Source organism: Amycolatopsis sp. NPDC004772, from assembly GCF_053601215.1.
Genome location: NZ_JBSGBK010000088.1, coordinates 19,224 through 33,874, shown reverse-complemented (window position 1 = coordinate 33,874; position 14,651 = coordinate 19,224). Strand labels below are relative to the sequence as shown.

At 72.8% G+C, this 14,651-nt stretch carries 13 protein-coding genes; 3 read left to right on the top strand and 10 right to left on the bottom strand.

What is annotated here, in order from left to right:
• Positions 1-80: 80 nt before the first annotated feature.
• From ACWEF6_RS35365 to ACWEF6_RS35330, 8 genes are all read right to left on the bottom strand, one after another.
• A complete protein-coding gene (locus ACWEF6_RS35365) occupies positions 81-2,006 on the bottom strand; it encodes a peptidoglycan D,D-transpeptidase FtsI family protein (RefSeq protein WP_449686918.1) in 1,926 nt (641 codons plus the stop codon).
• On the bottom strand, positions 2,006-2,722 hold the full coding sequence (locus ACWEF6_RS35360) for a hypothetical protein (protein WP_449686917.1): 717 nt from the start codon (positions 2,720-2,722) through the stop codon (positions 2,006-2,008). The genes ACWEF6_RS35365 and ACWEF6_RS35360 overlap by 1 nt, the downstream gene beginning before the upstream one ends.
• Positions 2,719-3,666 carry a 16S rRNA (cytosine(1402)-N(4))-methyltransferase RsmH gene (gene rsmH / locus ACWEF6_RS35355; protein WP_449686916.1) on the bottom strand — a complete coding sequence of 316 codons (948 nt, stop codon included), beginning with the start codon at positions 3,664-3,666 and terminating at the stop codon, positions 2,719-2,721. The genes ACWEF6_RS35360 and rsmH overlap by 4 nt, the downstream gene beginning before the upstream one ends.
• A gap of 216 nt (positions 3,667-3,882) precedes the next feature.
• Positions 3,883-4,314: a division/cell wall cluster transcriptional repressor MraZ gene (gene mraZ / locus ACWEF6_RS35350; RefSeq protein ID WP_014467434.1), complete on the bottom strand. Its 432-nt coding sequence runs from the start codon at positions 4,312-4,314 to the stop codon at positions 3,883-3,885.
• Positions 4,315-4,825: 511 nt separating this feature from the next.
• Positions 4,826-5,551: an ESX secretion-associated protein EspG gene (locus ACWEF6_RS35345; protein WP_449686915.1), complete on the bottom strand. Its 726-nt coding sequence runs from the start codon at positions 5,549-5,551 to the stop codon at positions 4,826-4,828.
• Positions 5,548-6,105: a PPE domain-containing protein gene (locus ACWEF6_RS35340; protein ID WP_449686914.1), complete on the bottom strand. Its 558-nt coding sequence runs from the start codon at positions 6,103-6,105 to the stop codon at positions 5,548-5,550. Before ACWEF6_RS35340 ends, ACWEF6_RS35345 begins: the two co-directional genes overlap by 4 nt.
• 14 nt (positions 6,106-6,119) lie before the next feature.
• Positions 6,120-6,677: a DUF3558 domain-containing protein gene (locus tag ACWEF6_RS35335; RefSeq protein ID WP_449686913.1), complete on the bottom strand. Its 558-nt coding sequence runs from the start codon at positions 6,675-6,677 to the stop codon at positions 6,120-6,122.
• A complete protein-coding gene (locus ACWEF6_RS35330) occupies positions 6,670-7,011 on the bottom strand; it encodes a hypothetical protein (protein ID WP_449686912.1) in 342 nt (113 codons plus the stop codon). The genes ACWEF6_RS35335 and ACWEF6_RS35330 overlap by 8 nt, the downstream gene beginning before the upstream one ends.
• Before the next feature lie 272 nt (positions 7,012-7,283).
• Here ACWEF6_RS35330 and ACWEF6_RS35325 point away from each other — a divergent pair, with 272 nt between their 5' ends.
• The 3 genes from ACWEF6_RS35325 (at position 7,284) to ACWEF6_RS35315 (ending at position 12,259) form a co-directional block, all read left to right on the top strand.
• The gene (locus ACWEF6_RS35325; RefSeq protein ID WP_449686911.1) at positions 7,284-8,351 is read left to right on the top strand and encodes an AAA family ATPase; all 1,068 of its coding nucleotides are present in this window, start codon (positions 7,284-7,286) and stop codon (positions 8,349-8,351) included.
• Between the two features lie 75 nt (positions 8,352-8,426).
• On the top strand, positions 8,427-9,701 hold the full coding sequence (locus tag ACWEF6_RS35320) for a DUF58 domain-containing protein (RefSeq protein ID WP_449686910.1): 1,275 nt from the start codon (positions 8,427-8,429) through the stop codon (positions 9,699-9,701).
• A complete protein-coding gene (locus ACWEF6_RS35315) occupies positions 9,698-12,259 on the top strand; it encodes a transglutaminase family protein (RefSeq protein ID WP_449686909.1) in 2,562 nt (853 codons plus the stop codon). Before ACWEF6_RS35320 ends, ACWEF6_RS35315 begins: the two co-directional genes overlap by 4 nt.
• Before the next feature lie 495 nt (positions 12,260-12,754).
• On the opposite strand, the gene ACWEF6_RS35310 is transcribed toward ACWEF6_RS35315, so the two are convergent.
• Positions 12,755-13,159 (bottom strand): DUF3040 domain-containing protein, encoded by a 405-nt coding sequence (locus ACWEF6_RS35310; RefSeq protein WP_310972621.1) that lies wholly within the window; start codon positions 13,157-13,159, stop codon positions 12,755-12,757.
• Positions 13,160-13,409: 250 nt separating this feature from the next.
• On the bottom strand, positions 13,410-14,630 hold the full coding sequence (gene dinB, locus ACWEF6_RS35305) for a DNA polymerase IV (protein ID WP_449686919.1): 1,221 nt from the start codon (positions 14,628-14,630) through the stop codon (positions 13,410-13,412).
• Positions 14,631-14,651 lie beyond the last annotated feature (21 nt).

Genomic DNA, 14,651 nt, shown 5'->3' with positions numbered 1-14,651 from the left:
GGTTGTATTTCACTTTGTGTGTGTTCGGGGGGTTTAGAACCCGCCTTACCACTCACGACCGGCGGAGCGAGGGCGCCTGGCTACGGGGCGATGATGAGCGGGACCTCCGGCGAGGGGCCGTCGGACAACGGAATCTGGTACCGCTGCGTCACGTACGAGGCGATGGTGTGGAACAGCGGCGCGGCGGAGTGCCCGACCGGCAGCGTCGTGTCCGGCGCGTCCAGCCGGATCCCGACGACGAAGCGCGGGTGGTCGGCGGGCAGGATGCCGGCGAAGGTGATGTTGTACAGGTGGTCGCTGTAGGCCTTCGTCCGCGGGTCGACCTGCTGGCCGGTGCCGGTTTTCCCGGAGATCTGATAGCCCTCGACCGCCGCCGTCGGCGCGGTGCCCTTCTGCAGGCCCTTGCCGTTCTGGGCGACCGCGCGCATCATGTCGCGCACCGTCTTGGCGGTCTGGGGATCGACCACCCGGACCGACTTCGGGGCCGGCTCGGGCACGGTCGTGCCGTCCGGGTTCACCTTGGCCTTGACGATCCGGGGTTCGACGCGCAGGCCGTCGTTGGCGATCGCCTGGTACATCCCGGCCATCTGCAGGATCGTCATGGACAGGCCCTGCCCGATCGGCAGGTTGCCGAAGGTGGTCGCCGACCACTGGCTGCGCGCGGGCACCACGCCCGCGCTCTCGCCGGGGAGGCCGACGCCGGTGCGCTGGCCGAGGCCGAACGACTTGAGCAGGTTCGCGTAGCGCTCCTCGCCGATCTTCTGCGCCAGCAGCAGGGTGCCGATGTTGGACGACTTGGCGAAGATGCCGGTGGTGGTGAACGTCTGGGTGCCGTGCGTCCAGGCGTCGTGCACCGTCTTGTCGGCCACCTGCAGCGCGCCGGGCACCTCGACCGTCGACTCCGGCGTCGCGATGCCGTACTCGATCGCCCCGGTCGCGGTGACGAGCTTGTTGACCGACCCGGGCTCGAACGGCGTGGTGACCGCCGGGTTGGCCAGGTCGTCGGCGTTCCACGTGCTCGGGTCGTTGGGGTCGAACGTCTTGTCGTTGGCCAGCGCGTAGACCTCGCCGGTCTTGGCGTCCATGACGACCGCCTGGCCGCCCTTGGCGTGCGACTGCTGGACGTAGTCGCTCAGCTGCCGCTGCACCTCGTACTGCAGGTCGGAGTCGATGGTCAGCTCGAGGTCCGAGCCGGGGACGGCGGCCTGCAGGTCGTGCTCGGTGCCCGGGATGACGACGTTGTCGCTGCCGTTCTTGGTGTTGACCATCATCCGGCCCGGCGTACCCGCCAGGTCGTTGTCGCGCAGCAGCTCCAGCCCGACGAGGCCGTGGAGGTTGTGCTTGGACACGTCCTTGTCTTCGGAGCGCCAGTTCGCGGCGCCGACGATGTTGGCCGCCAGGCTGCCGCCCGGGTACTCCCGCAGCGCGCGCTTCTCGACGCCGATCCACGCGAAGTGCTTGACGATGTCGGCGGCGACGGACGGCTCGACGTTGTTCACCAGGTAGGTGAAGGACGCCTGCTTGTGGAACAGGTCCAGCAGCTGCTGCTCGGTCAGCTGGTTCGGCACCTTCGCCGCGATGTACTTCGCGGCGGCGGCGGTTTCGGCGTCGAACGTCTTCTGCGTGCCGGGGTTCTTCGCGGCGAAGTCGTCCATGTTCTTGTGCAGCGCCTTGAGGTTCACCGACAGCGTGCGCACCTCGACGCTGAACGCCAGCTTGGCGCCGTTGCGGTCCACAATGGACCCGCGCTGGGCCGGGATGTCGATGGTCTGGGTGCGCTGCCGCTCGGCCGCGGCCGACAGCGCGGCGGCGTCGAACCACTGCACCTGCACCAGTTTCACGCCCGCGACGAGCAGCACGGCGACCAGCAGCAGGCGCACGGCGGAGAACCGGCTGCGGTGCCCACCGTTGCCGCGGCGCGCGGCCGCGCTGCGGGTCCCGGCGGCGTACGTCCGCCGGGCGCTGCCCGCGGCGCGGGCGCGGACCTGGCTGCGGCCCGAAGCCATCACTGGCCGCCTCCCGGCTGGGCCGGCGGCTGCTCCTCGGCGGGCACGGCGGGCTGGTCGCCCTCGATCGGCGCGCCCTGCTGCGACTGCGTGCCCGCGGCGGGCGCGGCGGGCGGCGCGGCCGGCACCACGGGGGCGTCCGCCTTGGCCTTCTTGGGCTCGCCGACGAGCGAGGTCTTCCCGTCCGGGCCGACGACGATCCGCGCCGGGTCACCGCCGGGCACCATGCCCAGCTGCTGGGCCGCGGGCGCCAGGGACGCGGGCGACTCGGCCTTGGCGACGTCGCGCTGCAGCTGTTCCTTCTGCTCGGCCAGGTTCGCGTTGGTGGTGCGCAGCTGCTCGAGCCGGTAGGAGTCGGCGATCGCCTGCGTGGTCAGCCACAGCGTGGTCGCCACGCCGGCGGCCAGCAGCGCCATCATGATCAGCACGAACGACGCCCGCGACTTCGGCAGCAGCAGCTTCAGCCGGAGCTTCGGCTTCTCCGGCGTTTCGGCGGGCCGGGCCTTCGGCTCCGGGCGCGGCTCACGTTCCTTGAGCAGGTCGGCGCGCTGGGCGCGGCGGGCGTAGGCGCGCTCGGCCGCGGACGTGCGGCCCCGCGACGCGCGCCGGGGCGCGGTCTGCGTCGTCTGCCGGTCCGGCTCGACGGCGTCCGTCGAGGTGCGGCCCCCCGTCGCCGGTGCGGCCCGGCGGCGGGAGGACTTCGCGGGAGCGGTCATCGCGGCTCTCCGATCCTCTCTGCGACCCGCAGCCGCACCGAAGCGGCGCGCGGGTTCCGTTCGATCTCCTCTTCGCCGGCCTTCTCGGCGCCGCGCGTGAGGAGCTTCAGCTCCGGCCCGTGCCCCGGCAGCTCCACCGGGAGCCCCTCCGGGGTGCGGGACTTCGCGAGCTCGGCCAGCGCCTGCTTGACCAGCCTGTCCTCCAGGGACTGGTACGACTCGACGACGATCCGGCCGCCGACCTTCAGGGCGCCGAGCGCCGCCGGCATGGCGCGGCGCAGCACCTCCAGTTCGCCGTTGACCTCGATCCGCAGCGCCTGGAACGTCCGCTTGGCCGGGTGCCCGCCGGTGCGGCGGGTGGCGGCCGGGACGGCGTCGTAGAGCAGCTCGACCAGGCGTCCGCTGTTCGTGAACGGCTCCTTCGCCCGCTCGGCCACGACCGCCTTGACGATCCGCTGCGCGAAGCGTTCTTCGCCGTAGTCCCGCAGGATCCGGACGAGCTCGCCGGGCGCGTAGGTGTTGAGGACGTCGGCGGCGGTGAACCCGGTGGTCGGGTCCATCCGCATGTCCAGCGGCGAGTCCTTGGCGTAGGCGAACCCGCGCTCGGCGCGGTCCAGCTGCATGGACGAGACGCCGAGGTCGAACAGGATGCCGTCGGCCTTCGCGATGCCCAGGCCGGCGAGGGCCTCGGGGAGCCCGTCGTAGACGGTGTGCACGAAGTCGACGCGGTCGCCGTGGCGGGCCAGGCGTTCGGCGGACTTCTCGAGCGCGGCGGGGTCGCGGTCCAGGGCGACCAGGCGCAGCCGCGGGAAGGCCTCCAGGAGGGCGTCGGAATGCCCGCCGAGGCCGACCGTCGCGTCCACGAGGACGCCGTCGCGGCCGGTGAACACGGGAGTGAACAGCTCGACGATCCGGTCGAGCAGCACCGGGACGTGCTCGGTCATCGTTCCCTCCCCCTCTCTTGCCCAGTCGGCCCGGGGGAAATATGGCGGATGCCGTCAGGTCCCTGTCCGCCCGCTGCGGACCTGGTACCGGGGAAGGTGCACCAGGGCTGTTGAGCGGACAGAGGCCTCACGGCATCCGGGTGGGCTTCCCCTCCTCGCACGGAGGCGGCGAACCTCTTCGTCCCCCGACGACGAAGGTGCACCGCGACCGCACGCCTAGAAGACGCCCGGCAGTACTTCCTCTCGAGCCTTCGCGTAGCTGTCTTCGTGCTCCTCCAGGTAGCCCTGCCACGCTTGGGCGTCCCAGATCTCCAGCCTGGTGATCGCCCCGATCACCACGCACTCCTTGCTGAGCCCCGCGTAGCGGCGGAGCTCGGGCGCGATGGTGATGCGCCCCTGGCCGTCCGGACGTTGCTCGTCCGTGCCCGCGAACAGGTAGCGCTGGTAGGCCCGAACCGCCTCGTTCGTGAACGGGGCCTCGGCGACCTTGCGCGCCATCTGCTCGAACTCGGCGCGGGGGAAGACGAAGAGGCAGTGGTCCTGCCCCTTGGTAAGCATCAGCCCACCCGCCAAGGCGTCACGGAATTTCGCGGGCAGCGCGAGCCGCCCTTTGTCGTCCAGCTTCGGGGTGTGGGTGCCGAGGAACACGGCCTCCACCTCCCTACCGTCCACGGTGGCGAACCACCCCGGACGGCCACGGGGCTTCCCTTCCGCCCCACTGGCCACCACCGTACCCCACTTTTCACCACAGTCAACGCGACAAACGGGCAGACCACTCCGTCGTGTGTTCCGTTTGCGCAGGTCAGCCGGGTGGGGCCCGGTGGGGCCTGTGGTGGGGGACGGTGGCCAAGATCCCCCTCACCGGGGGCCGGAGCAACCTCAGCTGTTCCTGAAACGTCCGCATAACGGCCGCGAAAGAACCCCACCCCCCACCAGTGGGCCAAAGTGGGGAACCCCGGTGGGTCCCGGTGGGGAACCCCGCCGTGACGAAACCCGGATCCCGCGTGACGGAACCCGGAACTCGCGTGACGGAACCCGGAACTCGCGTGATCGAGGCCGGAACTCGCGAGTCACGGCCTCGATCACGCCGGTTACGTCCCTGATCACGCGAGTCCCGGCCTCGATCACGCCGGTTGCGGCCCGGATCACACCTCCGGACTCAGTCCTCCGGGGTGAGAAGGGCGGTGACGCGGGCCGCGAGGCGGGTGCTGTCGACCGGGCTGACCGTCACCCACTCCGCCCCACCCCGGCCCGCGGTCTTCGTCGCGCAGTACGCACCCACGTCGGTGTCGAACCACGTCAAGCCGCCCACCCGCTCCACCCGGCCCGACGCCGACCGGCGGCTGACGCTGAACTGCCCCGCCGCGTACACCGGCCGCGCCTGGATCGCGCGGACCTCCTCGAGCTGCGCCGCGGCCGTCCCCGAGGCGACGTCCGAACCGAGCACCGAAGCGGGCAGGCTGATCCCGTACCCGGGCCCGGCCGCCAGCTCCGGCAGGACGTCGACGATCGCCGTCGCCAGTTCGCCCTCGTGGATCGAGTCCAGGCCGATCGTCTGCTCCGGCTGGGCCGCGAGGACGCCGCGCCGGCCCCGGGCCGCCGTCACCGCGCGGAACGGCGTCGCCGCCGTCATGTCCGCCAGTGCCTCGCACGCGACGAACACGTCCGCGCCGGCCAGCAGCTCCAGGCGCGCGGCCAGCGCCGGCTCCAGCCGGGACCCGTCGTAGAGGCCCCGCGAAGCCAGGTTCTCGTAGACGGCCTTCCGCACCTCGGCCCGCTCGGCGTCGGTGACGCCCACGCTGCGGACGCTCAGCGGTTCCGGCGGCCGGTCGTGGCCGAGGTCGGTCCAGAGGATGTCGAACGCCGACGCCGAAACCCGGATCAAGCCCGCCCCAGCGCCGGCGGGACGGGGAACGTCTCGGCCGGCACGTGCCCGCGCAACGCCGTGTCCCGCGTCCGGAGGACGTCGATCGCCTTCTGCCGCGCGGCCTCCGCTTCGGCGCGACGGGCCGCCATCTCCCCCGCCAGCCCGGCCAGGACCAGCACGTTCCCGCTGGACGCCGCGTCGCGGATCATCGACGCCGGGTCGTAGGTCACCGGCGGCGGCATGTCGGCCCGGGCCCGCGCGGCCACCTCGGCCTGCGCCCCGACTGCCTGGCCGACCGACGCCGAGACGGCGGCGGAGTGCGCGAGCCACCGCGCAGCCCGGCTCAGCGACGCCCGCGCCGCGTCCCCCGCCTGGCCACGCCAGTGCTCCTCCGAGGACGCGACCAGCGCGGCGACGTCGGCGGTGGACTCCTGCAGCCGTTTCGCCAGCCCGTCCCAGCGCGCGCCCGCCTCGCCCGCGGCGACCGGGTCGTTGCCGCGCTCGACCTCCGCGGCCATCGCCTCGTGGCTGTAGGCCTCGTACCGCGCGGTCGGCACGGGTGGTTCGGGCACGGCGCACCTCCTGGTCAGGGCAGCTTCGGTTCGACCAGCCCGGCCACCGTGCCCGCGCGGCGGCACGCGAGCGGGGTGTCCGAGAAGCCGGTGTTGCTGACGTCGATCTGCACGCTTGCGCCGTCGCCGACCCCGAGGAGCACGGCGCAGGTGCCGTCGGCGGCCTTCTTGTCGGCGACCTTCAGCGCCGGGTGGCTGCCGACCGTCGTCTTCGTGACGTTCTTCTTGGCGACGTCGAGCTCGGCCAGCCCGTCGGTGGCGCTGAGGGTCACCGTGACGCCGAAGGTGCCGGGCACGGTCCAGTCGCACGCCTTCGCCCCGGCGATGTCCTTGGGCTTGCCGAGGACGCTGATCCCGGCGGCCGACCGGTCCTGCGGGCCGAGCAGCGTGCAGGGGTCGAGCGCGGCGAGGCCGGTCCAGGCCACCGGTGGCGGTGCGGTCGTCGTGGACGCCGAGGACGTGACCGGGTGCCCCGCGGCGGCCGGGTGCTGCCCGCAGCCGCCGAGCGGGAAAAGAAGGAAAAGAAGAAGGACGGGCGCGAGCCACCGGACCGTCCGCCGCCGCTCACCCACCCGTGCAGTCCACGCCTTCGGCCGCCTGCTCGTCCGCGTGCCGGTACTTCGCCAGCGCCTCGCCGATGCGCCGCTTGAGCGTCTCCAGCTCCTTGCCGAACGCCGTCAGCTGCTGCACCGCCGAGCCCTGGCCGCCGATGCCGTACTCCGCCATGAACGCGCCGACCTCCCCGGCGTACCCGCCGCCCAGCGGCACGGTCCGGCCGAGCACCTTGGCTTCGCGCACCATCTCGCCGACGACGTCCTGCAGGCGGCCGAGCTTCGCGTAGGCGTCCGTGGCCAGCTCCGGCGCGACCGCGAAGCCGCGCACGTCGTAGGGCAGCACCTCGCTCATAAGCGGTTACGCCTCTCCGTAGCCGGGCGACCTCGAACCGCAGCATACGACAGAGCAGGGCGTCAGCGGGAGCACCCAGAATCGGGTGAATACCCACCCATTCGGGGTATCGTCGCTGCTTGCGCAGTGTCATCGCGGGGTTCCACCCCCCGGTTCGCCCGGGTTTGACACACTGGGTGGAAGGCTGGTCGCTGCGCGCGGACAGCAGCGAGGGGGCCGTTCGGCCCGGCCGGGCGCACAATGCGCGCGGCCATGCGCCACCAGGAGGTCGAGTGACGTCGAGAATCCAGTCTGCCGCGCCCGGATCGGGCGAGCAGGCATCCGGGCGGCCGCCTTATCCGGCGGAGCCCTCGGGCAACGGCCGGGTCCACGGCCACCCCGCCAGAGTGCCGCTGGACGAACTGCACGACACCGCGCGCCGGATCGCCGCCAACGTGGAACGCGTGCTGGTCGGCAAACCCGACGTCATCCGGATCGCCCTGGTCACCCTGCTCGCCGAAGGCCACCTCCTGGTCGAAGACGTGCCCGGCGTCGGGAAGACGTCGCTGGCCAAGGCCCTCGCCCGGTCGATCGACTGCACGGTCAGCCGCATCCAGTTCACCCCCGACCTGCTGCCGAGCGATGTCACCGGCGTCTCCATCTACAACCGCCAGAGCGGCGAGTTCGACTTCCGCCCCGGCCCGGTGTTCGCGAACATCGTGGTGGGCGACGAGATCAACCGCGCGTCGCCGAAGACGCAGTCGGCGCTGCTGGAGTGCATGGAAGAGCACCAGGTCACCGTCGACACCTCGACCTACCGCCTCGAGCAGCCGTTCATGGTCATCGCGACGCAGAACCCGATCGAGATGGAAGGCACCTACGCGCTGCCCGAAGCCCAGCGCGACCGGTTCACCGCGCGCGTCTCCATCGGCTACCCCGACCAGCAGGCCGAGCTGGCCATGGTCGACGAGCACGCCGGCCACAACCCCCTCGAGGACCTGCAGCCGGTGTCCGACGGCGAAACCGTGCACAGGCTGATCGAAACCGTCCGCGGCGTGCACATCGCGCCGGAGGTCCGCCGGTACGCCGTCGACGTCGTCGCGGCCACCCGGGGCGTCCCGGAGATCCGGCTCGGCGCGTCCCCGCGGGCGACGCTGCACCTCGTCCGCGCGGCGCGGGCGCAGGCCGCGCTGTCGGGCCGCGACTACGTCGTGCCGGACGACCTGCACACAGTGGCGGTCCCGGTCCTGGCGCACCGCCTGGTGCTGACCACCGAGGCCCACGCGGCCCGCCGGTCGGCGACCGACGTCGTGCGCGCGGTGCTGCACCGGGTGCCGGTGCCGCAGGGCACCCGGCCCTAGCTGGTGACATCTGGGGCTCCGCCACCCGAGCCCCCGAAGGATCGTTCCGGCGCCGAAGGGAAAGAGAAGAACGGCATGCTGCGTGCCCTGTCCGGCCTGACCACCCGCGGCCGCTGCCTCCTGGCCGCGGGGATCGCCGCCGCGGTGTGCTCGTTCGTGCTCAACGAACGCGACCTGCTGCGGGTCGCGGTGTTCGTGGTGGCGCTGCCGCTGCTGGTCGCCGCGTTCATCTCGGCGACCCGGCTGCGCATCGGCGCCACCCGCGCGCTGCGCCCGCAACGCGTCGCGGTCGGCGGCAACGGCGAGGTCCAGCTGGAGCTGTGGCGCAGCGGACGGCTGCCCGCCGGCGAGATCCTCCTCGAGGACGGCGTCCCGTACGCGCTGGGTTCGCGGCCGCGGTTCGTCGTCGAGCGGCTCCCGCACGACCGGCGCGTCGCCCTCCGCTACCCGCTGCAGCCGGTGCTGCGCGGGATCCAGCAGGTCGGGCCGCTCCGCGCGACGATCACCGACCCGTTCGGGCTGTGCGAGTTCGAGCGCGAGCTGATCGGGCACTCCCGGCTGGTCGTGGTGCCACGGGTGGTCCCGCTGTGGGGCCTGCCGAGCGGCGCGGGCATCGGCGTCGGCGACGACGGCACGGTCCGGCTGCACGCGGGCCAGGGCGAGGCCGACGTGATCGTCCGCCAGTACCGCCAGGGCGACGACCTGCGCAAGGTGCACTGGCGTTCGACGGCCCGCCGCGACGAGATCATGGTCCGCGTCGAAGAACGCCCGTGGCGCGGCGGCACGACGGTGCTGCTGGACCACCGCGCGGCCGCCCACCACGGCAGCGGCCCGGCGGCGAGCCTGGAGTGGGCGGTGTCGTTCGCGGCGTCGGCGGCGTTGCACCTGCGCCGCTCCGGCCACCGCGTCCGCCTGGTCAGCGAGCACGGCGTCACCCTCGCGGACACCCCGGGCGACGGCGGCGACCACTACGACCACGTCGTGCTCGACGCGCTGGCGGCCCTGCAGCCGGCGCACCAGCGCGACATCACGCTGGCCGGCGACCCGGCCGAGGGCCAGGAGCTGATCGCGGTGCTGGGCACGGTGAGCACGGAGGCGGTGCACGAACTGACCCAGTACCGCCCGCGCGGCATCCGGAGCCTGGCGGTCCTGCTGGACACGCCGACGTGGTCGGCGGGCGTGACAGCCCCGGAGCAGCGAGCGGCGGCGACGGAGGATTCGGCGGCGCTGCTGCGCGCGGCGGGCTGGGGCGTGATCGTCGCGGGACCCGGCTCGCCGATGCCCCAGGTGTGGGCCGAGTTGTGCCGCAGCGGCGCCCGCCGCGGGACGCTGATCGGGGGGCCGCGATGAGCACCGCCGCACCGCCGCGGAAGTTCGACCGGCCCGCACCCCGGCCGGAACGTCCGCTTTCCGCTTGGCGCGGCAGCGTTCTCGCGCCCGTGGCCGCCGGGGTGGCCACCCTCTGCGCGGCCACCTCGGTCACCAGCGTCGTCTCCGGGCTGGCCTGGTTCGGCTACCTCTTCGTCGCCGTCCTGCTCATCGGGGCCTCCGGGCTCGCCCTGCGCTCGCTGCAGGCGCCGACCGTCCTGGTCGGTTTCGGGCAGCTGCTCGTCCTGCTCTTCCTCATCACCGGCGCCTTCACCACGCACGGCATCCTGCAGGTCATCCCCGGCCCGGAGGCGTTTTCCGAGATCGGGACCACGCTGTCGGCCGCCGCGGAGCAGATCCGCGTCGGGCTGCCGCCGGTCGAGGGCAGCCAGCCGATCCTGTGCCTGATCACCATCCTGATCGGGCTGGTCGCGGTCCTCGTCGACACGCTGACCGTCGCCGCCGCGGCGCCCGCCGCCACCGGGCTCGTGCTGCTCTGCGTCTACGCCGTGCCGGCCGCGCTGAGCGAGGACATGCTGCCGTGGTGGACGTTCCTGCTCGGCGGCGCGGCGTTCGCCGGCCTGCTCGCCGTCGACGGCAACCACCGGCACCGGCGCTGGCGCACCCGCGAAGCCCCGGGCCGCAGCGGCAAGCCGGGCGTGCTGTCCGCGCCGGTCGCGGTGGTCGGCACGGCCATCGTGCTCGGCCTGCTGGGCGGCGGGATCACCTGGGTCGGCACCGTCGGGAGCATGCCGTTCGGCGGCAGCGGAAACGGCCCGGGCGCAGGCTCCGGCGGCTTCGGCATCCAGCCGTTCACCGAACTGCGCGGCATGCTCGACCAAGGCAGCAACCGCGAGCTGTTCAAGGTCCGCGGCCTCGGCACCGACCGCAGGCTGATGCGCGCGATGACGCTCGACACCTACTACCCCAACAAGGGCTGGGGCCTGCACGACGAAGGCCGTTCGCAGCAGGGCGTCCCGGTCGGGCCGCAGCTGCCGCCCGCCCCGGGCGACGACGGCACCGGCACCGCCCGCCGGATCGACGTCGAGCCGACCAGCTGGCGCGACAACTGGCTGCCGGTGTACGGCGCGCCGCGCGTGATCGACGGTGCCGGCACCGGTTACCTCTACGACCAGATCAGCGGCACGGTGTTCACCACCCGCAGCGAAGCGCCACCGTCGTACACCGAATACGCGTCGCTGAAGGAGCCGACGGCCGCCGAGCTGCGCGTGACGCCGCGCGCCGACGACCTGCCGCCGCGCTACACCCAGATCGACCAGGTCGACCAGCGCGTCCGGGCGAAGACCCAGCAGCTCATCGCCGGCGCGTCCAACGACTTCGACCGGGCGTCGGCGATCTGGCGCTACTTCACGGCGCAGCAAGGGTTCGTCTACGACACGAAGACCGCACCGGCGAACGACGCCGACGCACTCGCCGACTTCATCCTCAACGGCAAGCGCGGCTTCTGCGAGCAGTTCGCGTCGGCGATGGCCGTGATGCTGCGGGTGGCGGGCATCCCGTCGCGGGTGGCGATCGGGTTCACGCCGGGCGTGCAGGTCAACGACTACCTGTCGATCAGCACCCAGGACGCGCACGCGTGGGTGGAGGCGTACTTCGGCGACCGGGGCTGGGTGACGTTCGACCCGACGCCGCTGTCGGACGGCCGCGGCATCACCCCGTCGTACCTGCAGGCGGGCCCGCAGAACGGCAACCAGCCGGACGACACCCAGGTGGCCCCGAGCACGGTCCAGTCGAGCGCGGCGCCGACCGGCGTCCCGCGCGACAACGAGCCGAACCTCCCGGCGCAGTCGGCCCAGGAGGCGTCCGGCGGCGACGACTGGCTGTTCGACATCGCGCTGGCCCTGGCGGCGCTGGGCGCGGCCGCGCTGTTCGCCGCGGCCCTGCTGCGGCGGCTGCTTGACCGCGGACGGAAGCCCACGTCGCCGGCCGGGAGTGCGAGCCCGGCGGAAGGTGACCGCAGCGAAGGCTCGCTGCTGGTGCGGGCACCGGCCCCGGTGGCGGCGCCCTCGCGGCCGCAGGCGCTGCTCGGCTGGCTGCCGCTGCTGGCGGTGGGCCTGTGGATCATCGCGCTCGGCCTCCTCGCGGCGACGGTGGCCTGGTGGCTGGGGGTGCTGGTGGTGGTCCTGCTGCTCGCGGTGGCGGGTCCGGCCATGGTCCGCGAGGCCCTCCGCCGCCGGCGCTTGCAGCGCGTCCTCCAGCAACAGGCGGGCGCGGCGGACGCGGCGTGGGCGGAGTTGCGAGCGGAGTGCGCGGACCGGGGCCTGCCGATCCCGAGCAGCGACACGGTCCGCGTGGCGGGCCAGAAGCTGGCGGCCAAGCACCACTTGGACGACGACGGCCGCGAGAGCCTCCGCACGGTGATCGGCGTCCTCGAGAGGTCCTGGTACGGCGGCGACGACACACCCCAGCCGGAACTCCCCCCGGCGTTCGACGGCCTCCGGCGAAGCCTCCGCCGCAACGCGCCACTCTCGTGGAAGGGCAAGCTGTTCCCCCGATCAATCTTCCGCAACCACGACTAACCCGCTCCCCTCCCGCCCGCCAGCCGTGCCGGGGAAGGCATCTCGCGTGATCAGCCAGGCATCATCGGGATGCCCGCCTGATCACGCGTGTCGCCCCTCCAAACACGCGAGATGCGTCCCCAAACACGCGAGTTCCGCCTCTGATCACGCGAGTTCCGCCTCTGGTCACGCGAGTTCCGGGCTCGATCACGCGAAGCTCGGGTTTGATCGTGCGGCGAGCGGGGCGCGGGCGCACGCGGGAGTGGGCTCGTCGCGGGGATCGAATCAAGATCGCCGGGGCCGGCGCACGATCGAAGGCGGGGGCCGAGGGCCGGGGCACGACCGGAGGCGCGGGCAAAGGCGCGGGCGCGGGCGCGGGCGAAGGCGTGACTGACTCACCCGTGTGGGGGTCACCCACTGTCACCGCAGCTCACAACGACCCAAGGCCTGATTGAGCACACAAGAAGATCCGCATCCCGCCGAACGGAGGGACGCGGATCTCGTCGTCTTGCGGCGCTACTGTTCCTCGAAGCGCTGGCGGAAGCGCTCCTCCATCCTCTGGGTGAAGGAACTCCGGCGACCCGATGGCTTCCCACCGCGGGCACCCGATCCACCGCCCTTGCCGTCTCCGTCGGCGCCGTGCCGAATCGATGTGACGGCCATCATGACTCCGAAGAACATCACGAGGAACCCGAGCACGCTGATCAGCGGGATGTCGGCCACCCGGAACTGCGGCACCACCACGCCCAGCACCAGCAGGGCCACGCCCACTACGAACAGGGCGATGCCCTGAATACGCCGTCGGCGAGCGGGGCGACGCAACCGGGTGCCACGCACCGTGGATGCGAACTTGGGGTCCTCGGCATAGAGCTCGCGCTCGATCTGATCGAGCAGCCGCTGCTCATGCTCGGAGAGTGGCATCTTTCCTCCTCCGGCACAGCTGTCGCGGGCGCCGGGCCGCGCAACGTCCTGGACCCAACAGCCAACCCCAGGCGGGGTGGCACTGTCCAGGATACGAGGCCCGCGCCCGCACGACTACCCGATCCCGCATCCAGAAGGGATCGAATTGGGCTAAATCCCGCTCGACGGGCGTTGCGGACCGTCACCGTTGCCGATCGTGACCGTTTTGCCGCCCGACCGCCGTTGTGGGGGAACGTCACCGAGCCGAAGATCACCCTCCGTTCTCGCGCGGCCCCAGCAGCGACGCCGGCCGCACCGCCGCCGAACCGAACTTCGACCGCGCGACGTCCGCCGCCACCTCCGCGTCCCGCCAGCGCGGGGCCGGTGAGTCGAACACCAGCTGCTCCCCCGCCTCTCCCGTGTCCAGCCCCTCGACGCGGACGCCGATCAGCCGCACCGCGCCCGTCGGCGCGTGCTCGGTGAGCAGCGCCACGGCCACCGCGTGGATCTCGCGCGCCACGTCCGTCGCCGAGACCAGCGTGCGGGCGCGGGTGATCGTCCGGAAGTCCGCGAACCGCACCTTGATCGACACCGTCCGGCCCCGCACGCCCCGCTCCCGCAGCGTCGCCCCCACCCTCGAAGACAGCCGCAGCAGCTCGAGCTCGAGGGCAGCGCGCGAATGCAGGTCGACGTCGAACGTGTGCTCCGCGCCGATCGACTTCTCCGGCGAGTCGACCACCACCGACCGCTCGTCCACCCCGTGGGCCAGCCGGTACAGGTGCTCGCCGGCCGCCACCCCCAGCGACTTCTTCAGCCGCTCCGGCGGGAACGCGGCGACGTCGGCGATCGTGGCCAGCCCCAGGCGCCGCAGGTGCTCCTCGGTCCGCGCGCCGACGCCCCACAGCGCCGACACCGGCAGCGGGTGCAGGAACGCCAGGGTCTCCGCCGCCGGCACCACGACCATCCCGTCCGGCTTCGCCATCCCCGACGCCAGTTTCGCGACGAACTTGACCTTCGCCACCCCCACCGAGCAGGTGATCCCGTGCTCGGCCGCGACTCGCGAGCGGATCTCCGCGCCCAGCGACGCCGGTGTGGCGCCCAGCCGCCGCAGCGCCCCGCTGACGTCCAGGAACGCCTCGTCGAGACTCAGCGGCTCGACCAGCGGCGTCAGCTCGCGGAAGATGCCCATCACCCCGCGGGACACCGACGAGTACAGCCCCGACGTCGGCGGGATGTTGATCAGCTGCGGGCACAGCCGTTTCGCCGTCGAGAACGGCATGGCCGAACGCACGCCGAACTTCCGCGCCGGGTAGTTCGCCGCCGCCACGACCGCCCGCGGCCCGCCCCCGGACACCACGACCGGCTTGTCCGCCAGCTCGGGCCGGGTGCGCAGCTCGACCGACACGAAGAACGCGTCCATGTCGACGTGCAGCAGCCCGCACCCGGTGTCGTCCGGCACCGGTTCACCCGGCCGGACGCGGAATCGGCCCATCCCGCCCGGCAACTCGGCATT

Bases quoted from the DNA above. Each gene is read 5' to 3' on its own strand.
- ACWEF6_RS35330 (WP_449686912.1), bottom strand. From the start codon at position 7,011: ATGAGCGAGGTGCTGCCCTACGACGTGCGCGGCTTCGCGGTCGCGCCG.
- ACWEF6_RS35320 (WP_449686910.1), top strand. From the start codon at position 8,427: ATGCTGCGTGCCCTGTCCGGCCTGACCACCCGCGGCCGCTGCCTCCTG.
- ACWEF6_RS35360 (WP_449686917.1), bottom strand. From the start codon at position 2,722: ATGACCGCTCCCGCGAAGTCCTCCCGCCGCCGGGCCGCACCGGCGACG.
- dinB (WP_449686919.1), bottom strand. From the start codon at position 14,630: ATGGGCCGATTCCGCGTCCGGCCGGGTGAACCGGTGCCGGACGACACC.
- ACWEF6_RS35310 (WP_310972621.1), bottom strand. From the start codon at position 13,159: ATGCCACTCTCCGAGCATGAGCAGCGGCTGCTCGATCAGATCGAGCGC.
- ACWEF6_RS35315 (WP_449686909.1), top strand. From the start codon at position 9,698: ATGAGCACCGCCGCACCGCCGCGGAAGTTCGACCGGCCCGCACCCCGG.
- rsmH (WP_449686916.1), bottom strand. From the start codon at position 3,666: ATGACCGAGCACGTCCCGGTGCTGCTCGACCGGATCGTCGAGCTGTTC.
- ACWEF6_RS35365 (WP_449686918.1), bottom strand. From the start codon at position 2,006: ATGGCTTCGGGCCGCAGCCAGGTCCGCGCCCGCGCCGCGGGCAGCGCC.